Below are 20,103 nucleotides of genomic sequence, written 5' to 3'. Positions count from 1 at the left end.
GGTCAGTGGCCCAGCGGACGCCGGGGCAGCGGTGAGGAGTAGACGACGCTGGTGGTGATCGAGCCCAGCGTGCCGATCTTGCCCGACACCTCCTCCAGGTGCCGCATCGAGCGCACCGCGACCTTGATCACGAAGCAGTCGTCGCCGGTCACATGGTGGGCCTCGAGGATCTCCGGGGTCACCGCGACGAGATCGTGGAAGGGCTTGTAGTTGCCGTTGGGGTAGCGGAGGCGGACGAACGCCAGGATCGGCAGGCCGAGCCGCTCGGGGTCCACGACCGCCGCGTACCCCTGGATGACCCCCGCCTCCTCCAGCCGCCGCACCCGCTCGGTGACCGCGCTCGCGGACATGGACACGGCCCGGGCGAGCTCCGCGAAGCTGGCCCGGCCCTCCCGCTGGAGGACGTCGAGGATGCGCCAGTCGGTGGCGTCCGGGGAATACACGGTCATGACCGAGGAATAGCAGGGAAAACACCGGCCGAGCAAGGGGTTCGCCGGGGAATGCCACTTCAAGGTGTGGGTCGGCGACCGTAGATTTCTGGTTGTCGACAACCCCCAGGGAGGGGCCAGAACATGACCACCACCGTCCATCCCGTGCTGCGCGTCGCTCCCGCCGCCCCGGCCGCGGCCGCCGCCTACTTCCGCGCGAGCCTCGCCTTCCACGCGGACGTGTCCGACGTGGCCGCCGCGCTCGCCGCCGAGGGGGACCCCGGCTTCGTCGTCCTCGACTCCCGCTCCACCGAGTCCTGGAACCAGGGCCACATCCCGGGTGCGATCCACCTGCCCACCGCGCTCATCCCCGAGCAGGCCGAGCAACTCCTCGACAAGTCCGTGCCGGTCGTGACGTATTGCTGGGGTCCCGGCTGCAACGGCGCCACGCGTGCCGCCCTCGCCCTCGCCGAACTCGGCTACCAGGTCAAGGAGATGCTCGGCGGCTTCGAGTACTGGGCGCGCGAGGGCTTCGAGTTCGAGACCTGGGAGGGCCGCGAACGCCGGGCCGCCGACCGGCTGACCGCTCCGGTGGACGCGGCGGACTGCGGCTGCTGACCGCAGGGTCCCGGCGGGGTTTGCATGCGTGTAGGTTCTGGCGCATGGAGCGATACGCGGAGGCGGGCGCGGTGAAGTGGGTGGAGTCGGGCGGCGGGCCCCTCATAGCGGTCCCGGAGACGGTCCTGCCGTTCTGGGCCGGAGCCGACGGGGACGAGACGGCGTCGGACTACGACCGGGCGTGCGAAGTGGACGGGTTCATCGGGCTGTTGCCCGTCGGCGACAGTGCCGCGCTGGTGTTCGGCGACGAGCCCGCCTCCACCACGTATCTGCCGGACCACGGAACCTTCGTACGGTGGTCCGCGGCCGACTCCGAGGCCGCGCTGCTCGCGGAGGTGCCGACGGCGCTCGACGCGGCGACGTGGGAGCCGGAGGTGCGCTGGGACGTGCCCGGCGCGGTGCTGCTGTTCGACGCGGCGTGGCCCGGAACGGACTCCACGCGCACCGATCACGTCAGAGTCGCCCTGGATCCCGGCCGGTACGCCGTCCGCGCGGCCCATGTGCAACCTGGACCGGAGACCTGGCTCGGCCTCGTACAGCTACGGCGGCTGCCGAACTGACCGCTAGGGCCTGGCGTCGCGCGGCAGGCGGGAATTTGACGACAGGGCCTAGACCCCGCGGCTGAAAATCCACGTGCGTGACAACCCGGCCTCCGCCCATCATGATCCGCATGCCCCTACTCCCGCACCCCACCCCCGAAGAGCTGCGCCGCGACCCCCTGCCCCTGCGCGGCAGGACCGCCCTGGTGACCGGGGCGAGCAGAAGAGCCGGCATCGGGCACGCGGTGGCCCGGCGGCTCGCCGCGTACGGGGCGAGCGTCTATCTGCACCACCACGTCCCGCACGACGAGCGGATGCCCTGGGGCGCCGACCGGCCCGAGGAGGTCGCCGCCTCCGTGCGCGCCGCGCTCGGCGACCCGGACGCCCGGGTCGTGACGGGCCCCGGTGACCTGTCCGATCCGGCCGTACCCGCGGAGCTGATCGCCACCGCCGCTTCGGCGCTCGGCGGACGGCTCGACATCCTCGTCGCCAACCACGCCCTCAGCGGCTCCGACGGCACCCTCGACACCATCGACGCCGCGATGCTCGACGCGCACTGGGCGATCGACACCCGCTCGGTGCTGCTGCTCGTGCAGGCGTACGCGCGGCTGCGGGCCGGACTGCCGCCACGGACACCCGGCGGCCGCGTGATGATGATGACCTCCGGACAGGACATCGCGGGCGGCATGCCCGGCGAGATGGCGTACGCCCTCCAGAAGGGCGCCCTCGCCTCGATCACCCGCTCCCTGTCGAACACGCTCGCCGAGCACGCGGTCACCGTGAACACGGTCAACCCCGGCCCGGTGGACACGGATTACATGAGCGGTGAGGCGTACGACACCGTCGCCGCGATGTTCCCCGCCGGCCGCTGGGGCATGCCCGACGACCCGGCCCGCCTCCTCGCCTGGCTGGCGACGGACGAGGCGGACTGGGTCACCGGTCAGGTGATCAACTCCGAGGGCGGCTTCCAGCGCTGATCACAGCGCCGACAGCTCGTCCACCAGACCGTCCAGGCCCAGCGAGCCCTGCGACAGGGCCGCCATGTGCCAGGCCTTGAGGTCGAAGGCGTCACCATGCCGCTTGCGCGCGTTCTCGCGGCCCAGCAGCCAGGCTCGCTCGCCGAGCTTGTAGCCGATCGCCTGGCCGGGAATCGTCAGGTAGCGGGTCAGCTCGCTCTCCACGAAGTCCGCCGGGCGGCTGCTGTGCGCGCCGAAGAACTCCTGGGCCAGCTCCGGCGTCCAGCGCTCGCCCGGGTGGAAGGGGGAATCCGCCGGGATCTCCAGCTCCAGGTGCATGCCGATGTCGACGATGACCCGGGCGGCCCGCATCATCTGCGCGTCCAGGTAGCCGAGCCGCTGTTCCGCGTCCGTGAGGAAGCCCAGCTCGTCCATCAGGCGCTCCGCGTACAGCGCCCAGCCCTCCGCGTTGGCGCTGACCATGCCGACGGAGGCCTGGTAGCGGGAGAGGCTCCCGGCGACGTGCACCCACTGCGCGAGCTGGAGATGATGACCGGGGACGCCCTCGTGGTACCAGGTCGAGACGAGGTCGTAGACCGGGAAACGGGTCTGGCCCATCGTCGGCAGCCAGGTGCGGCCCGGGCGCGAGAAGTCCTCCGACGGGGGCGTGTAGTACGGGGCCGCCGCGCCGCCGGGCGGGGCGATGCGCGACTCCACCCGCCGTACCCGCTCGGCGAGTTCGAAGTGCGTGCCGTCGAGGGTGTCGATCGCCTGGTCCATCAGGCCCTGCAGCCAGTCGCGGACCTCGTCGACGCCCTCGATGTGCTTGCCGTGCTCGTCGAGGTGCGCGAGCGCCACCCACGGCGTCTGAGCGCCGGGCAGGATCTTCTCGGCCTCCTGCTTCATCTCGCCGAGCAGCCGGTGGTACTCGGACCAGCCGTACGCGTACGCCTCGTCCAGGTCGAGGTCCGTGCCGTTGAAGTAGCGCGCCCAGCGGGCGTAGCGCTCACGGCCCACCGTGTTCGGGGCGCCCTCGATCGCCGGCGCGTACACCTCCCGCATCCAGTCCCGCAGCCCGGCGACCGCCGCCGTCGCGGCGCGGGCGGCCTCGTCCAGCTCCGTGCGCAGCGCCTCGGGGCCGGCCGACGCGAAGTCCTCGAACCAGCCGCGTCCCTTGCCGTCCGTGTCCGCCCACTCGGTCAGCTGCTCGACGAAGGTGGCCGTCGGGCGCGGGGCCGCGTACAGCTTGCGTTCCAGACCGAGCGCGAGGGACTCGCGGTAGCCCGCCAGCGCGGCCGGCACCGCGCGCAGCCGCTCGGCGATCCGCGCCCAGTCCTCGTCCGACTCCGTCGGCGTGACGGTGAAGATATCGCGCACCGAGTGCGCGGGCGTGGCCATGTTACCGACCGTGCGCAGGCCCTCGTCGGCCTCGTGCACGGCGAGCTCCGCGGTGAGCCGCTCGCGCAGCAGGCGCGCGCACCGGCGCTCGATGTCACTGTCCGCGCCGGGCTGCCGCTCGGCCTCGTCGAGCCGCGCGAGCGTGGTCCGCTGGAGTTCCGCGAGCGCCTCCTGGCCCGCGGGCGAGAGATCGGGCAGGCGGCTCGAACTCTCCGGCACGCCGAGATAGGTACCGGTGACCGGGTCGAGGGCGATGAGATCGTCGACGTACGTGTCGGCGACCTCGCGGGGCAGCGGGCTCTTGGTCTCAGACATGCGGACCATCCTCATACGGGGGTCGCCGCACGTCACCCGGATTGCGCCGAGGGCGTATCCGAGGGCAGCAGGGGTCCGCAGTCCCGCTGCAGGAAGATCAACGGCCCGGCGAAGCCCGCCGGGCCGTTTCCGCTTCCGGGTTGCGTCGGCCTTTAGGGGCTGTCCTGCGACCTGATCCGCCGGACAGGCCCTAGTCCTGGACGATCCGCTCCTCGAACTCGCGCTCCTGAGGCCCCTCGTAAGGCGATCCCGAGGCGACCGAGGCCGCATCCAGCCGCGCCGTGATGACCAGGGTTCCCTCCTCGATCTGGTAGTCGAGGGGGAGGCCGAGGCCGCGCATCGCGGCGACCATGCCGGTGTTGGACGACTGCGTCACGGCGTACACGCTCGCGCAGCCGGCCTCGACCGCCATCGCCACCAGCCGGCCGAGGAGTTCGCCGCCGATGCCGCGCCGCTGCCAGGCGTCCTCGACGAGCAGCGCGACCTCCGTCTCGTCCCCGTCCCACAGTAGATGACCGAGTCCGACGATGCGCCCGGAGGCGGTGTGCACGGCGAGCGTCCGGCCGAAGCGCGGGCTCAGCAGATGGCCGAGGTAGCGGTCGGCGTCACCGACGGGGCCGTGGTAGCGCATGCCGAGGGTCCGCGCCGAGCACCGCTCGTGCATCTCCTTCGCGGCCTGAAGGTCGCCCGTGTCGGCCCGGCGTACGGTGATGTCCTTGCCCTCGGGCAGCGTCAGCACGTCCTGGGCGCGCGGCACCCGCGGACCGAGCCGTGCGTCCAGCTCCACCAGCGCCCGCGCCCGGGCGAACTCCGTCGGCGTGAACGGCAGATACGGCCGCTCGACGGTGATCACTCCGCCCTCCGGCGCCCGCAGCCGCATCACGGTGTCCTCCAGCACCCCTTCGACCGGCACGGCGTCCGGTCCCCGGCCGCCACCGGCAGGCGCGGCGGGCAGCGAACGGATCGTGCACCGGCCCAGCAACTGCCGCAGCGCCAGCGGCAGTTCCGCCGCGTCCAGCGCGGTGCGGGCGGCGAGGCCCAGGACCCGGGTCGGCGCGTCCACCAGATCGTGGGCGTCCGCCCGTTCGATCCAGGTGTCGGCTCCGCCGGCCAGCGCGACCGCACGGGTGACGTCCGTGGCCGCGAGCTCGGAAGGAGCGCGCAGCAGGAACTCGTCCACCGTGCCGTCGGCCAGCGGATGGGTCTGCAGGCTGAGGATGTCGACCCGGTGTCCGGCGAGGGCCACGCACAGGGCGGCGAGTGAGCCCGGCTCGTCCTTCACCGTGGTCCGCATCCGCCACAGCGTGCTCTCCCCGGACACCGGATCCGCCGTCACCGCGGGCTGGTCGGACGGCCCGGCCTGCTGCACGGTCGGCAGCGGCCGGGCACCGGTATCACCCGTCGGCGGGGCGTGACCGTGGCGGCGTGACCACCACGTGTGGAACCCGGCCGTGGCGATCAGCGCGACCGCGGAGATCACCAGCAGCGCCGGGCCGTCGGGGCCGTGCCCGACCAGGTTCGCCACGGAGTCCGCCACGGCGACCGCTGTGAAGAGGGCGGCGAGTTCGACCACGTCGCGCCGCCAGTGGTGGACGGGGCGACCGTTTTTGGTACGCGTCACATCAGACACTTTTCGAGTCATGCAGCCACTGTGAAGGAAAGGTGTTGCGTGATCACGAACGCTTTGTGACTGAGCGGTAAAGTGTGGTTCTGTGCCTTTTGTTGTTCTTTTAATGATTACGGGTGTGACAGTTGAGTGCGACTACTGACCGACACGGCCCGGTTGCAGCACCTGAGTGAAGAGCACCGTGCCGTCCTGCTCGCGCAGCCGCACCGTCAGCTCCCCGCTGTCGCCGTCGATGTCGACCTCGCCGAAGAACTGGTAGCCGCCGGCGGGTGAGACGTTGGCCGTGGTGGGCGCCTTGACGAAGACGCGGTCAGGGCCGAAGGTGCCGTCCAGCGCGTTCGCCGGGAAGGCGCCCGCGTTGAGCGGCCCGGAGACGAACTCCCAGAACGGCGCGAAGTCCTTGAACGCGGCCCGCGACGGGTCGTAGTGCTGGGCCGAGGTGTAGTGGACGTCGGCCGTCAGCCACACCGTGCCGGTGATCCGCCGGTGCTTGACGAACCGCAGCAGCTCGGCGATCTGGAGCTCACGGCCGAGCGGCGCGCCGGGGTCGCCCTGCGCGACCGCCTCGATGTTCGGCTTGCCGTCCCCGGTGTCCGGGACGACCAGGCCGAGCGGCATGTCGGAGGCGATCACCTTCCACACCGCACGGGAGCGGGCCAGCTCGCGCTTGAGCCACTCCAGCTGCTCCCGGCCGAGGATGCCCTGCGGGTCGGTGGTCTGGTCGTCCGGCGAGTTCGCGTTGCGGTAGGTGCGCATGTCCAGGACGAAGACGTCGAGGAGCGGGCCGTAATTCTGCACCCGGTAGACCCGGCCGTCGGGGCGGCGCAGTGTCGAGATCGGGAAGTACTCGGAGAACGCCTGCCGGGCGCGGGCGGCCAGCACGTCGACGTTCTTCTCGGTGTACCGGCTGTCGGCGAGGATCTCGCCCGGGAACCAGTTGTTGGTGACCTCGTGGTCGTCCCACTGGACGATGGAGGGGACCTGGGCGTTGAAGGCGCGCAGGTTCTCGTCCAGCAGGTTGTAGCGGAAGTTGCCGCGGAACTCCGCCAGCGTCTCGGCGACCTTCGCCTTCTCCTCTGTGGTGATGTTCCGCCAGGTCCGCCCGTCGGGCAGGGCCACGGTCTCACTGATCGGGCCGTCGGCGTAGATGTTGTCACCGCTGCAGATGAAGAAGTCCGGGTCGAGCGCGGCCATCGCGTCGTAGATCCGGTAGCCGCCGAACTCCGGGTTGATGCCCCAGCCCTGCCCGGCCAGGTCGCCGGACCAGACGAACCGCACGCCGTCGCGCCGCCGGGCGGACGCCGTACGGAAGGTGCCGCTCACCGGCTCGCCGGTACGGCGCGGGTCGTCCGGGTCGGCCAGCAGCACGCGGTAGTGGATCCGCTCGCCCGACGGCAGCCCGCGCAGCTGGGTGGTGCCGGTGAAGTCCGTGCCCTTGCCGAGCAGGGGGCCGTGCCATCTGCGCGGGTTGCGGAACGACTCGGTCGCGGACGTCTCGACGATCATCCTGGCCGGCCGGTCGGACCGCGCCCAGACCAGCCCGGAGTCGCAGGTCACGTCTCCCGTCTGCACGCCCCAGCCCGCCTCGGGTCGACCCGACAGGGCGAAGGCCGGCGCCGCGCCGAGGGCGGACGGCAGGGTCAGGGCCGCCGACGCGGCGAGCGAGCCGCGCAGGACGCTGCGGCGACCGGGGAACGGACGGTGTGACATGGATGCGCCTCCAGGGACGGGATCCGGCCAGTGTGCAGTGCCACAACTACTGGTGCGCCGCAGCGCACACGCAAACCACAAGTGAACAACTGACCGCGGGTGCGGGGGAACCGGTGTGCGAGGCGCGAGCCGCGCAACCGCCCGCGGTGAGCGGGAGCCCGGGTGCGCCCGCATTTACGAGGGGTCGCACCCGCTGGCGCGTAATCAGGAGTGAAAGGCCGCAGCGAGGGGGCAGGCCGACGCCGGGCCCCGGCATCGTACGCGCAATCCTGGAGCGCCCGTGGACGCCAAGAACCGATTCGAGACGCAAACCACCTTCGTGCTCGTCCGACTCGAATGGCTGGCCATTCTGGTCGTTTCGCTCGTGCTCGCCTTCCAGCATCTTTCCGAGATTCGGTGGGGCGTCTTCGTCGCGTTCTTCGCGGTGATCGATGTCATCGGCTACCTTCCCGGGGCGCTCGCCTTCCGGCGCAGCCCCGACCGGCGCGTCGCACGCGGCTACTACGTGGCCTACAACGTGATGCACAGCCTGATCACGGCCGGTGTGCTGGCCGGGGCGTGGGCGCTGTTCGTCGAGCCGGAATGGGCCCTGCTCGCCCTTCCCATCCATCTCATGGGCGACCGGGCGCTCTTCGGGAATTCCCTGAAACCCTTCGGAGTCACCTTCGAACCGGAAACGAACCCGGCCTACCGGGAGTTCGAGCAGAAATATCGCTCCAGGACCGCCGACGGACCACAGACTTCCCTGGAGGGCACGCATGCCGTCCGTGCTTGACACGCTCGCCGAGCACAGCGACAACCCCAGCTCATTTCTCGCACTGAACAGCGGCAACGAATACTTCCGCGACGACCGGTTCGACGGTGCCTGCGCCTATCGCCGATCAGGACGTTACGTCTTCCAGTTCGGCGGGCCCTTCACCGCCCCCGAACACCGGGCGCGTCTGCTGGACTCCTTCGTGAAGGAGACCGGACCCCGCCTGGTCGCCGTGCAACTCCAGCGCGCGGACGCCGAGTTGTACGCCGCGCACGGCTTCACGGTCAACCAGATCGGAGCCTCGTACGCCGTCGACCTGTCCCGGTTCACCCTGCGCGGCTCCCGCTTCGTACGGCTGCGGAACAAGATCTCGAGGGCCCGGCGGGCGGGTCTGGAGGTGGCCGAGGTCCAGCACGACGACGACTGCTCCGAGCTGGACCGGCTCGACGACACCTGGCTGCGGGACAAGGGCCGGCACGTCAAGGAGCTCCGCTTCCTCGTCGGCCAGCGGACCGGGCCGCTGCAACGCCACCGACGGCTGTTCGTCGGCCGCATCGACGGCACGGCCGTCGGCTACATCACCTACTCGCCGGTCTACGGCAGCCGCCCCGGCTGGCTGCACGACCTGAGCCGGCGGCTGCCCGACGCCCCGCCCGGGGTGATGGAGGCGCTCAACGCCACCGCCATGGAACGGTTCGTCGCCGACGGCGCCGACTGGCTGCACTTCGGGTTCACCCCCTTCACCGGGCTCGACGACCAACACGAACTGCCGGACGCCAGCCGCACGTTCACCCGGTTCGCCCGGCTGCTGGCGGACCGCGGCCAGGCGATCTACCCCGCGGCCTCCCAGCTCGAATACAAGGAGAAATGGGCCCCGCACGCGGTCCTCCCGGAGTACATCGCCTTCCTCGGCAGGCCCCGCATCGGCGCCGTATGGCGGCTGCTGCGCGCCACCAACGCCGTATGACCGACCAGCGCGTACCCCATCGCACCCTGGAGGACCGCACGTCCATGAGATTCCTCGAACGTGAACGCACCACGCTGGCCAAGCTGCTGCCGGACCTCGACCCGGCCCTCCGGGAAACCCCGCTGATGGAGCTGGAGCGGCCCGGCAGCCCCGGCATCCGGCTGTTCCGGGACAGCGGCGGGCCGGGGCTCCTGGTGCCCGAATCCCACCAGGGCCGGGGAGCGAGCGCGCTGGACGCGCTGCGCGTGCAGCGGGCCATCGGCAGCCGCTCGCCGTCCCTGGCCGTGGCGACCACCATGCACCACTTCTCCATGGCCACCCTGGTCGGCCTCGGCCACCTCGGCGGCCAGGCCGACGGCCTGGAATGGATGCTGATCGAGGGCGTGGCCTCCACCAACCGCGTCATCGCCTCCGGCTTCGCGGAGGGCCGCAGCGGCGCCGGCATCCTGGAGCCGTCGATGACCGCCACGGTCACCGAGGACGGCGTACGGCTCAACGGCGTCAAACGCCCGTGCAGCCTGGCCCGCTCCATGGACGTGCTCACCGCCAGCGTGATGATCCCCCGCGAGGACGGGCAGGGCGACGAGCTCGCGGTGGCGCTGGTGCCCGCCGAGAGCGAGGGCCTGAGCGTCAGCGGCTTCTGGTCCAGCGCCTTCCTCGCCGGAGCGGAGAGCGAACAGGTCACCCTCACCGACGTCCTGGTACCGCCGGAACTCCTGCTGCGCACCGCCGCCCCCGCCGGGCACAGCCTCGACGAGCTCCAGACGGCCGGGCTGATCTGGTTCCAGCTGCTGATGACGGGCAGCTACCTCGGTGCCGCGAGCGCCCTGGTGGAACGCGTGCTGCTCAACGACCGGATCCCCGAGCACGAGCGCGTACGGCTGTACGTCGACACCGAGGCCGCCATGGCCGCCGCCGAGGGCATCGCCCGCCGCGTGGACGCAGGCGACCTCGGCGAGTCCGCGCTCGTCCAGTCGCTCTGCACGCGCTACGGCGTCCAGGACACCCTCGCCCGGGTCGTCCCGCGCGCGGTCGAACTCCTCGGCGGGCTCAACTTCATGACGTCCGACGAGGTCGGCCACCTGGCCGCCTGCGCCAACGGCCTCTCCCTGCACCCGCCGTCCCGGCCGCGGATGACCGGCCCGCTCTCCGGCTACCTCGCCGACCAGCCACTGACCATCGCCTGACAGCCCGGTCGTCGTACGGCAGCCGAGTCCCGAGGCACCGTAGGCCGACCGAAGCCCAGCTGTTGTACGCCCACTGATATCCCGGCAGCCGAGTCCCGTTGGGGGAACACACCCATGCCGCCACACATCCCGAGTCCCACCGATCGCCCCACCCTGCTGCTCACCGGCGGCTCCGGGGTGCTCGGGCGGGCCCTGATCGACGAGCTGTCACCCGACTTCGACCTGGTCTGCCTGCGCCGGAACAGGCCCCTGAGCGACCCCCGGGTGCGCGAGCTCCAGGGCGACCTCCTCTCGCCCCGCCTGGGCCTGGCTCCAGAGGCCTGGCAGCGACTCGCCGACGAGGTGGACGTCGTACTGCACTCGGCCGCCGAGACCAACTGGCGCACCCCGCCCGAGGACATCGTGCGGACCAACACCTCCGGCACCCGGGTCATGCTCGACCTGGCAGCCCGGGCCGACGCACCCCTCTACCTGGTGAGCACCGCGTTCGTGGCGAGCATCCCGGCCGCCGAGGACAAGCGGCGCTTCCCGGGCGCCGCCGCCTACCTCGCCTCCAAGACCGCGGCCGAACAGATGGTGCGCGAGGCCGGCCTGCCCGGCGCCCTCGTGCGCCCCTCCGTCGTGATGGGCGACTCCGTCACCGGGCGGATCGCCGGACAGCAGGGCCTGACCAAGACGCTCGGCTCGATGGTGCTCGGGCAGGTGCCGGTGCTGCCCGGCGCCCCCGAGGCCCGGATCGACATGGTCCCGCAGGACTTCGTCACCCGCGCCGTCGGCGACCTGATCCGGGGCGGCGTGCGCGACGGCGAATACTGGCTGACCGCAGGCAAGGAGGCGCCGCTGCTGCGGGAGATCTCCGACACCTGCGCGGAGTTCGCCGTCCGCCACGGCCTGCCCGAACCGCACCGGCCCCGGCTCATCCCGGTCGAAGCGGTGCACCGGCTGCTGCTGCCCATGCTGGAGGGCACCTCGATGCCCGCCTCGGTACGCCAGCGCCTCCAGCACTACGCGGAACTGCTCCTGGTCTTCCAGCGCGAGCTGCCCTTCGCCTCCTCCCTCGGCGACCCCGACTGCGGCCCGCCCCTGACCCACACCGACATCCGCGCCGCCCTCGTACGGAACCTGGAGAGCTGGGCCGAAGGCCGGGCCGGACTGCTCAGGCGACACCGCGCGGCCCGGCCCGCCGCCACGACCCCGAAGGAGCTGGCCTCATGACGATCTCGCCCCCCGCACCCGTCAACCTGGCCGCACCCCTGCCCGGCGGCACGGAACTCGTCGAGCTGTACCTGAAGCACATCGGCTCCGGCCGAGCGGTCATGGGCCGGGTCATGGGCGGCATGGCCGAAGTGCGCTCCGAGGGACCCTGGATCCACACCGACGACGGCCGCCGCTTCCTCGACTTCGGCGGCTACGGCGTCTTCCTCCTCGGCCACCGGCACCCGGCCGTCGTCGAGGCCGTGCACCGCCAGATCGACACCCATCCGCTCGCCAGCCGCGTCTTCCTCGAACCGGTCGCCGCCCGAGCCGCCCAGGCGCTCGCCGCGCACACCCCACCGGGCCTCGACTACGTCCACTTCGTCAACTCCGGCGCCGAGGCGACCGAAGCCGCCCTGAAACTCGCCCGCGCCCACGGACGCAACGCGGTCATCACCACACGCAAGGGCTTCCACGGCAAGACCCTGGGCGCGCTGAGCGTCACCGCCAACGCCACCTACCAGCGGCCGTTCCAGCCCTTGCTCCCCGACACCACACAGGTCAACTACGGCGACCCGGCCGGGCTGAAGCAGGCGCTGGCCGCCCGCCGCGACCGGGCCTGCGTCATCATCGAGCCGGTCCAGGGCGAGGGCGGGGTGCGCATCCCGGAGCCCGGCTACCTCCGTGAAGTGGCCGCGTTGTGCGAGGAGTTCGGCGCGCTGCTCGTCGTGGACGAGATCCAGACCGGGATGGGCCGGCTGGGCACCTGGTGGGGAGTGGACGCGGAAGGCGTCCGCCCGGACATCCTGCTGGTGGGCAAGGGGCTCAGCGGGGGAGTGGTGCCGATCGCCGCGATGGCCGCCACCGAGCAGGCGTACGCCCCCTTCAGCCGCGACCCCTACCTGCACACCTCCACCTTCGGCGCCTCCCCGATCGCCTGCGCCGCCGCCCTCGCCACCGTCGAGACGATGGAACGGGAGGACACCGTGGCGCGGGCGGCGACGCTCGGCGCGCGCATCCTCGCCGGCGTGCGGGCCGTGTGCGCGCCGTACCAGGAGGTGCTGGTCCACGACGTGCGCGGCCGCGGGCTGCTGATCGGGATCGAATTCACCGAGGAACAGGCGGTCGGCGAACTGCTGCTGGAGCTCATCGCCCGGAACGTGCTCGTCAACCACTCCCTCAACTCCACCCGGGTGCTGCGGCTGACCCCGCCCGCGGTGGTGGACGACGAGGCGCTCGACCGGTTCTTCATCACGCTCGCCGAGGCCCTGCACACCACAGCCCTTCGCATGACCGGCTGACACCACCGTCCGGCAACCGGAAAGGAAACAAAAACCATGCGCCACGTGGTCCTGCACGCGCTCGCCGGCGGCCTGGAACCGGCCGACGCCTACCGACGCATCACCGACTTCCGCCGCTATCCCGAACTCACCGACACCGTGCGCGAGGTCCGCGTGGACGACCCGCTGGCCGACGGCTCGCTGGTGTCGGAGTGGACCGTGACGTTCCGGGGCGGGCTCATGCGCTGGCGGGAACGCGACCTGTTCTCGCCGGAGACGCTCTCCCTGACCTTCGAGCAGCTCAGCGGCGACTTCCAGACCTTCGAGGGAAGCTGGCGCTGCGAACCGCGCGACGGCGGCACGCTGATCGTCTTCACCGCCTCGTTCGACCTCGGCATCCCGACCCTCGCGGAGATCCTCGACCCGGTGGCCGAGTCCACACTGCGGACCAACATCGCCCGCATCCTCGTCGGCCTGGTGGGCGCGGAGGTGATCGATGAGTGCGCCGCCGCGGCTCGCGGCTGAGCCCACGTCCCCGCCGACCGCGGACCCCCTGGGCGACGAGCCGGGCCCCGGAGCCGCCCGCTGCCTGGGGCTGTACGCCAAGCTGGCCGCCGGCGTGACCGTCGTGACGGCCCGGGGCGCGGACGGCCCGCTCGGCATGACGGTCTCCGCGGTCACCTCCCTGTCGGCCCGGCCGCCGCTGCTCCTGGCCTGCCTGCGCGACGGCTCCCGCACGCTCACCGCGGTCCGCGCGCACGGCGTCTTCGCGGTCCATCTGCTCCGGGAGGAACAGCACGGCCTGGCCGCCCGGTTCGCGTCCCCGACGACGACCGCGCTCCAGCGCTTCGCCGGTACCGACACCCGGCAGGTACTCGGCGTCCCGGTGCTCGGCGGAGCGCTCGCCTGGTCGGTGTGCCTGGTGGAGGACGTACGCCGCTACGGCGACCACCACCTCGTCGTCGGACGGGTGGCGGCCGTACACGTGGGCGGCGGGCGCCCGCTGCTGTGGCACGACCGACGGTTCCGGACTCTCGACGAGTCCGGGCCTGTGCCTGTGCGCGAGTCCGGGCCTGTGCCTGTGCGCGAGTCCGGGCCCGTGCCTGTGCCCGAGTCCGCGCCTGTGCCCGAGCCGGTGCCGGCGCCTGCGCCGGACGGCGTCCGATGACCCGGTCACCGGCCGGATCCCCCGCCTGGGAGCCGGCGGAGTTGCCGTCGCAGCCCCCGCTGCACGGCGTGGTCACCGCGGACGTGGCCGTGGTCGGAGCTGGTCTCGCCGGCCTCGCCTGCGCCTACCACCTCGCGGAACGCGCCCCCGGCCTCGACATCGCCGTGGTCGACGCCGAGCGGCCGGCCGCCGGGGCCAGCGGCCGGGGCACCGGCCTGCTGGGCCCCCGGGCCGGCCCGCCCATCGACCGCGCGGTACGCCGCTTCGGCCCGGGCACCGCACGCCGGATGCACCTGGCGAGCGTGCGGGCCGTCGAAAGCGTCCTCGAACTGTGCGCCGGCCTCGACGTGGGCTGCGGGCTGCGGCGCGGCGAGCAGATCATGGCGACGCGCTCGACCGCGCACCTGACGGCCCTGTCCCGACAGGCGAAGGCCTACCGGGCGCTCGGCCTGGACGTGCCGGTCCTGTCCGGGGCCGCCGTCCGCACCCGGGTCGGCGTGCCCTACAAGGCCGGGCTTCTCCACCGCACCGCGGCCACCCTGGACCCGGCCGCACTGACAGGCGCCCTCGCCCGCGCCTGCGCCGCCAAGGGCGTGCGCTTCTACGGGAACAGCGCCCTGCGGGCCGTACACACCGGGGACCTGGTCGGACCCGAACTGGTCTTCCCGCACGGCAGGCTCTACGCCGGGCAGGCGGTACTGGCCGTCAACTCCGCCGCGCAAGGGGTGGGCCTGCCGGTCGGCACGATCCTGCCGCTGGAGGTGTACGCCGTGGCCACCGCGCCCGTCCGCCGGGCGGCGTACGAGGCCCTGGGCGGGCGCGCGGGGTACGCCGTCGTGGACGCGGCACCGATGGCGCCGTACTTCCGGCTGCTCCCGGACGGGGGACTGGTGGCGGGCGGCGGAACCGTGACCGCCCCCGCCGGACTCGACGCGCCCGGGCTCCAGGCCCTCCGCGAGCGGGCCTGGACCTGGCTGGACCGCTGGCTGCGTTCCCTGCACCCCGACCTGTCCGACGTACGCGTCACCCACCGCTGGTCGGGCCGTATCGGCATGACGCTCGACGACCTGCCGGTGGTCGGGCCGGTCCACGGCTTCCCCGACGTCTGGTACATCGGCGGCTGCTGCGGGCACGGCCTGGCGATGTCCGTGGCGCACGGCGCGTACGTCGCCGCAGCCCTGATGGGGGAGCCGGAACCCGGGGACCCACTGCCCTGGCACCGTTCGAGCGCCCCACGGCTGCCCGTCCGGGGGCCGACCCGCCGCCTGATCCGGGGGTATGTGGAGGCGCTCGGCCGCTCCACGCGCCGTTCGTGCTGACGGGCGACGGGGTCCGCTCGGGCGCCGGTGCGCCGGTGCGCCGGTGCGCCGGCTCGGGCCCGTGTCCGCGTCGGCCCGGAGTCGGTTGGGTGGTTGGGGTCGGTGTGGCGTGGCTGTCTGGAGTCGGTTGGGTGGTTGGGGTCGGTGTGGCGTGGCTGTCTGGAGTCGGTTGGGTGGTTGGGGTCGGTGTGGCGTGGCTGTCTGGAGTCGGTTGGGTGGTTGGGGTCGGTGTGGCGTGGCTGTCTGGAGTCGGTCGGGTGGTTCGGATCGGTGTGGCGTGGCTGTCTGGGGCCGGTCGGGGGTTGGGGTCGGTGTGCCTCAGCTGCCCACGCCCGTCCGGCCGCTCCGCACGGCCTGCCTCGGCTGCCTGGGCTCGGTCGGCCCTTCGGCCCGCGGCCCGCTCTGGCCCCGTTGGTCAGCCTGGCCCGTTGCTCAGCCCGGTCCTGTCGCCCAGCCCGGCCCCGTCGCCCGGGCCGACTGCATGGCCCAGGCCGCCTCATCGCCCAGCCCGCCATCGACCCACCCCGCCGCGATCCCTCACACCCGACAGGAAGGTTCCACCATGCGCCCCCACCTCGGCACCGACGGCAGCCTGCCGCCGTCCCTGCCCATGGGAACCCCGGACGTCGCCTATCACCTGGCCATGCGCGGCAGGCCATTGCCGGTCGTGTTCGCGTTCCGGTTCGGCGGCCCGGCGCCGACCCTGGACGCCGTACGCGCGCGCGTGGCCGAACGTGCCCACCGCATCCCGTCGTTGCGCTACCGCATCGCGCCCGACCGCAGGGTGTTCCTGCTTGTCGACCGGATCGCGGTCGAGCAGCACGTGCACGAGGCGTGGCTGTCCGAGGACGACGCCGACGGTTCGGGAGCCGGGCGGCTGATGCTGACGCGGCCCATGAGCCCCGCCGAGCGGCCGCCCTGGGACGTGTGGCTGGTCCACGGCCCGGCCGGCGACCACACCCTGTGCTACCGCACCGACCACACCTTCCAGGACGGCGTCGGCGCCGCCCACACCGCCCGCGCCCTTCTCGACGACCACCCCGCGGGAGGACCCGCACCGCACCATCGCGCCCGGCCGACCGCCCAGGGCCTGGCCGGTGCCGTAGCCGACGTGGTGGCCTCCTTCCGCGCCCCGACGGCCAAGCCGGCCTTCGACGTACCCGGCAGCGGGAGGACAGCCGTATGCCATGCGGACGCGCCGTTGGCCAGGTTGCGGGCGATCGGCCGCGCCCACGGCGGGACGGTGAACGACGTCTACCTCGCCGCTCTCTCCCACGCCGTGCGCGCCTGGCACCTGAAGGCCACCGGTTCGCTCCATCCGCCGCTGCCGGTGGCGGTTCCGATGTCCGTACGGGCACCGGGGGAGGAGTGCGCGCCCGGCAACCGTATGGTCGTCGCCCGGGTGCTGCTGCCGTGTGACGAGGCGTCACCCCAGGCGGCCCTGGCCCGCGTCGCGGCCAGCACAGCCCGGCTGCGCGCGAGCCGGCAGCGCGACGCCCTCAGCCTGCTGCTCGCCGCCACTCCGCGGGCGATCGGAGCCCGGGTGGGCACGCGGATGGTCAACGGCGCGGTCGTCGCCGCCCCGGCCAGCGGCGTGAACTTCGGCCAGGCCCTCGTCCACCAGGGGAGCGCGGCCCGCCGCTCCGTCGTCTTCACGGCCCCCGCGGCCGGGATCCGGTGCCTGACGACACTGACGAGCCAGCACGACGTGGCCTGCCTGACCGTGGTCCACGACGAGGCCCTGACGGCCGCCGACGAACTGCCCGACCTGTGGCTCGCAGCGCTGCTGGAACTGGAGCGGGGGTAGCCGCACCAGCAAAAGGGGAGCCCCGAGCCGTACGGCCCGGGGCTCCCCTCTGCGTACGGTCAGCCGCGCAGCGTCCCCGTGGTCAGGAACACGCACTTCGCGGCGGCCTCGGTGAGCAGCGGCAGGTAGGGGGACAGACGCTGGACGACGTACGGCAGGGTGAACAGGTCGGCCACCCGCGCGTCCCAGCCGTGCTCCGCCCACCAGCGTTGCGGCTCGGCGAGCTGCCAGTGCCAGGCGATGCCGGTCGCGGACAGGGCCTCCAGGAAGGGCGCCACGAACGACGAGGAAGCGGCCTCGGCGTTCACGCACTCGGCGCCGAAGGTGCTGCCCGGGGCGGAGAGTTCGGTCATCGTGCCGACGACGGACTCCACCGTGTGCGGCTGGAGGTGGTAGAGGAGCGTCTCGCAGAGCCAGGCGGTGGGCCGCCGGGGGTCGAATCCCGCGGCGAGCAGTTCGTCGCCCCAGGCACCGGTCGCCGGGTCGACGCCGACGACGCTACGGCGTCCGCAGGAGGGCGGGCTCCAGTCCAGCACGTGGTCCTTGAAGGCGAGTACGGCGGGATCCTCGACCTCGAAGACATGCACCCCCGTCGGCCACTCCAGCCGGAAGGCACGGGTGTCGAGCCCGGCGCCGAGCAGCACGACCTGGCGGCAGCCGGAGCGGGCCGCGTCACTGAGGTGCTCGTCGAAGAAGCGGGTGCGCACCACCGCCCAGTCGGGCAGCAGCCGTTGCAGCGGGCCGTCGCCCGGCGGGCCCGACGTGAAGCCGGCCGCGTGGAGGAAGTCGGCCGCCCACGGGTCGAGGACGTAGGGCGAGTCCCGGTGGCACTCCGCGGCGTGCGCGGCCGCCGTCCAGAGCGCGACCTGCGACATGCCGTCCGGCAGCGAGCTGTCCGGTGCGGGTGGTGACTTCGGGCGTGCGATGTCGGGCATGGGGGACCTCCGTGTGTGGTCGTGGTGCGTTTTCGCGGTTCAGCCGGAGCTGCGACGGCCGAGCAGGTACGCCAGCGCACCGAGGGCCAGCAGGCCGCCGGAGGGGCGGACGGGCCGCTGGCCGCCCATCGCGGTGGGTGTGCGGGGCTCGTGGACGTTGAGGGCGAACTGGCGGTTGGCCAGGTCGCCGAGGACCCCGCGCAGCTGCTCGGGGCTGGTGACGGCGGCGAGCATCAACTCCATGGAGTTGCGGGCGAACTGATGGCGGCCGAGGAACTCGCGGCCCAGCGCGAAGAGGATCTTCGGCACCTCGCCCTGGAACACCTCCGGCAGCGTGATCTCCGGCGCCAGGCAGCGCACGGAGCCGTCGAGGTTGGCGAACGACTTGCCGAGCAGGGAGACCGCCGGCGGTGACCCGATGCCCCGCTTGGTCGCCTTCGCCAGCACGGTGGTGAGCGAGACGCCGAAGTTCATGTCCTCCAGGGACAGATGGGAGACCTTCGGCACGAACGCGGCCATGTCCGCGGCGAACGCCGGCATGTTGGACCACGCCGTCATCCGCCCCATCTCCGCCCAGTGGTGCGCCAGGCCGGCTCCGTCGTTCTGCGCCAACGTCATGAAAAGGGGCAGCAGTTGGAGACTGGTACGGCGGTCGAGACGGCCGACCATGCCCCAGTCGATCAGCGTCGCGGGTCCGCCGGGGACCGCGAAGACGTTGCCCGCGTGCGGATCGGCGTGGAACATGCGGTGGACGAAGTACCCGTGGTACATGAACCGCAGCAGGTCCTTGCCGATCTCGATGCGCTCGTCGTCGGTGAAGTGGGCGCGGTCGATGTGCCGTACCGACGTGCCCCCAGCCAGCGACTGGACCAGGACCCGCGGACCGGCGTACAGCACGCGGGGCACTTCCAGTGTACGGAAGGGCCGGATGTTCTCCCGGGCCTCGTCCATGTTGCGGGCCTCGCCGGTGAAGTCCAGCTCCGGTTCCATGGCGTCGAAGACGGAGCCGAGCATCGCCTCGATGTCGATGACCTCGTTGAACCGGGGTGCCACGCGGGCCACGATCCGGGAGGCCCGGCGCATCAGCGCCATGTCCGCGAGCACCCCCTCGCGGATGCCGGGCCGCTGGATCTTGACCACGGCCGGCCGGCCGCCGGGCAGCGTCACCCGGTAGACCTGGGCGAGGGAGGCCGCCCCGAGCGGGGCGACGGTGTCGATGTCGTCGAACCGCAGCTTCCAGTCCGGCCCGAGGTCGCCCGCCAGCACGGGCTCGAAGACCGAGAAGGGCTGGACGTCGACCTGGTCGTGCAGGTTCTGCAGTTCGTCCCTGATGGACTGGGGCACCATGTCGGGCCGGGTGGACAGGATCTGACCCAGCTTCACATAGAAGGGGCCGAGGCTCTCCAGCGCGTGGCGCACCGCCTTGGCCCGCCTGCGTTCGGCCCCGGCGGAGGCCTCGGCGGCCTCCGCCGGGTGCGGTGGTTCGCCCCGTTTCGAGTGTCTGCGCAGCCGTGTGGCCTGGCCCACCTCGTCGGCGACGAGGCTTCCCAGGACCTTGACCACGAGCCGCAACCGATCGCCGACGACGGACGCCATCGTGTGTGAGCCTCCTCAGGGCCTGTCCGGCGGATCAGGCCGCGGACGCGGGGTCGCAGTGACACCGGCCGCTCCGCGGCGGGCGCCCATCTGCGGCGTTGTCGTCACTCGCCGACGCACCACGTCGGCTCCCTCCTCCGCCTTGCAACTGGAGGCTCCCCCACGCTCGAACACTCTCGCGCGGGGGCCACCCCCGTCGCCCCGCTCACCGGCGTTGACGGAGCACAGCCGATGTCCTGCGACCTGATCCGCCTGACAGGCCCCAGGCCCCAGGCCCCAGGCCCCAGGCCCCAGGCCCCAGGCCG

18 protein-coding genes are annotated in these 20,103 nt (G+C 72.5%); 12 read left to right on the top strand and 6 right to left on the bottom strand.

Annotation, left to right across the window (positions count from 1 at the left end; all coding sequences use genetic code 11):
* Positions 1–2: 2 nt before the first annotated feature.
* Positions 3–449, bottom strand: coding sequence for an Lrp/AsnC family transcriptional regulator (locus tag Q4V64_RS07545; RefSeq protein WP_124444108.1), 447 nt, complete (start codon positions 447–449; stop codon positions 3–5).
* A gap of 123 nt (positions 450–572) precedes the next feature.
* Between Q4V64_RS07545 and Q4V64_RS07540 the strand changes: the two genes are divergently transcribed.
* From Q4V64_RS07540 to Q4V64_RS07530, 3 genes are all read left to right on the top strand, one after another.
* Complete coding sequence (locus Q4V64_RS07540) at positions 573–1,046, top strand: rhodanese-like domain-containing protein (RefSeq protein WP_124444109.1); 474 nt, start codon at positions 573–575, stop codon at positions 1,044–1,046.
* 44 nt (positions 1,047–1,090) lie between these two features.
* Positions 1,091–1,606, top strand: a complete 516-nt coding sequence (locus Q4V64_RS07535; RefSeq protein ID WP_124444110.1) for an immunity 21 family protein — start codon at positions 1,091–1,093, stop codon at positions 1,604–1,606.
* A 110-nt stretch (positions 1,607–1,716) separates the two neighbouring features.
* Entirely contained in the window at positions 1,717–2,562 is an 846-nt protein-coding gene (locus tag Q4V64_RS07530) for an SDR family oxidoreductase (protein WP_124444111.1), read from the top strand.
* On the opposite strand, the gene Q4V64_RS07525 is transcribed toward Q4V64_RS07530, so the two are convergent.
* From Q4V64_RS07525 to Q4V64_RS07515, 3 genes are all read right to left on the bottom strand, one after another.
* Complete coding sequence (locus Q4V64_RS07525; protein ID WP_124444112.1) at positions 2,563–4,254, bottom strand: DUF885 domain-containing protein; 1,692 nt, start codon at positions 4,252–4,254, stop codon at positions 2,563–2,565.
* Between the two features lie 190 nt (positions 4,255–4,444).
* Entirely contained in the window at positions 4,445–5,896 is a 1,452-nt protein-coding gene (locus Q4V64_RS07520; protein ID WP_124444113.1) for a GNAT family N-acetyltransferase, read from the bottom strand.
* A gap of 120 nt (positions 5,897–6,016) precedes the next feature.
* On the bottom strand, positions 6,017–7,591 hold the full coding sequence (locus Q4V64_RS07515) for an alkaline phosphatase D family protein (RefSeq protein ID WP_124444114.1): 1,575 nt from the start codon (positions 7,589–7,591) through the stop codon (positions 6,017–6,019).
* Between the two features lie 280 nt (positions 7,592–7,871).
* Here Q4V64_RS07515 and Q4V64_RS07510 point away from each other — a divergent pair, with 280 nt between their 5' ends.
* The 9 genes from Q4V64_RS07510 to Q4V64_RS07470 all read left to right on the top strand — a co-directional run bounded on the left by Q4V64_RS07510 (position 7,872) and on the right by Q4V64_RS07470 (position 17,267).
* Complete coding sequence (locus Q4V64_RS07510) at positions 7,872–8,366, top strand: hypothetical protein (RefSeq protein ID WP_124444115.1); 495 nt, start codon at positions 7,872–7,874, stop codon at positions 8,364–8,366.
* Positions 8,350–9,312 (top strand): DUF2156 domain-containing protein, encoded by a 963-nt coding sequence (locus tag Q4V64_RS07505; RefSeq protein WP_124444116.1) that lies wholly within the window; start codon positions 8,350–8,352, stop codon positions 9,310–9,312. The genes Q4V64_RS07510 and Q4V64_RS07505 overlap by 17 nt, the downstream gene beginning before the upstream one ends.
* 44 nt (positions 9,313–9,356) lie before the next feature.
* Positions 9,357–10,499, top strand: coding sequence for an acyl-CoA dehydrogenase family protein (locus Q4V64_RS07500; protein WP_124444160.1), 1,143 nt, complete (start codon positions 9,357–9,359; stop codon positions 10,497–10,499).
* 114 nt (positions 10,500–10,613) lie between these two features.
* A complete protein-coding gene (locus Q4V64_RS07495; RefSeq protein ID WP_124444117.1) occupies positions 10,614–11,714 on the top strand; it encodes an SDR family oxidoreductase in 1,101 nt (366 codons plus the stop codon).
* Positions 11,711–12,994, top strand: a complete 1,284-nt coding sequence (locus Q4V64_RS07490; protein ID WP_124444118.1) for an aminotransferase class III-fold pyridoxal phosphate-dependent enzyme — start codon at positions 11,711–11,713, stop codon at positions 12,992–12,994. Before Q4V64_RS07495 ends, Q4V64_RS07490 begins: the two co-directional genes overlap by 4 nt.
* Positions 12,995–13,030: 36 nt before the next feature.
* Positions 13,031–13,498, top strand: coding sequence for an SRPBCC family protein (locus Q4V64_RS07485; protein ID WP_124444119.1), 468 nt, complete (start codon positions 13,031–13,033; stop codon positions 13,496–13,498).
* The gene (locus Q4V64_RS07480) at positions 13,470–14,141 is read left to right on the top strand and encodes a flavin reductase family protein (protein WP_253267331.1); all 672 of its coding nucleotides are present in this window, start codon (positions 13,470–13,472) and stop codon (positions 14,139–14,141) included. The genes Q4V64_RS07485 and Q4V64_RS07480 overlap by 29 nt, the downstream gene beginning before the upstream one ends.
* Positions 14,138–15,460, top strand: coding sequence for an FAD-binding oxidoreductase (locus tag Q4V64_RS07475; protein ID WP_124444120.1), 1,323 nt, complete (start codon positions 14,138–14,140; stop codon positions 15,458–15,460). The genes Q4V64_RS07480 and Q4V64_RS07475 overlap by 4 nt, the downstream gene beginning before the upstream one ends.
* A gap of 562 nt (positions 15,461–16,022) precedes the next feature.
* Entirely contained in the window at positions 16,023–17,267 is a 1,245-nt protein-coding gene (locus Q4V64_RS07470) for a condensation protein (RefSeq protein WP_124444121.1), read from the top strand.
* A 59-nt stretch (positions 17,268–17,326) separates the two neighbouring features.
* Here Q4V64_RS07470 and Q4V64_RS07465 read toward each other — a convergent pair whose 3' ends face one another.
* Positions 17,327–18,202, bottom strand: a complete 876-nt coding sequence (locus Q4V64_RS07465) for an SAM-dependent methyltransferase (protein ID WP_124444122.1) — start codon at positions 18,200–18,202, stop codon at positions 17,327–17,329.
* Positions 18,203–18,241: 39 nt separating this feature from the next.
* The gene (locus Q4V64_RS07460) at positions 18,242–19,798 is read right to left on the bottom strand and encodes an AarF/UbiB family protein (RefSeq protein ID WP_124444123.1); all 1,557 of its coding nucleotides are present in this window, start codon (positions 19,796–19,798) and stop codon (positions 18,242–18,244) included.
* Positions 19,799–20,103 lie beyond the last annotated feature (305 nt).

The sequence above is a fragment of the Streptomyces sp. NL15-2K genome, assembly GCF_030551255.1.
Lineage (GTDB): Bacteria > Actinomycetota > Actinomycetes > Streptomycetales > Streptomycetaceae > Streptomyces.
This window is presented reverse-complemented; position numbering and strand designations above follow the sequence as displayed.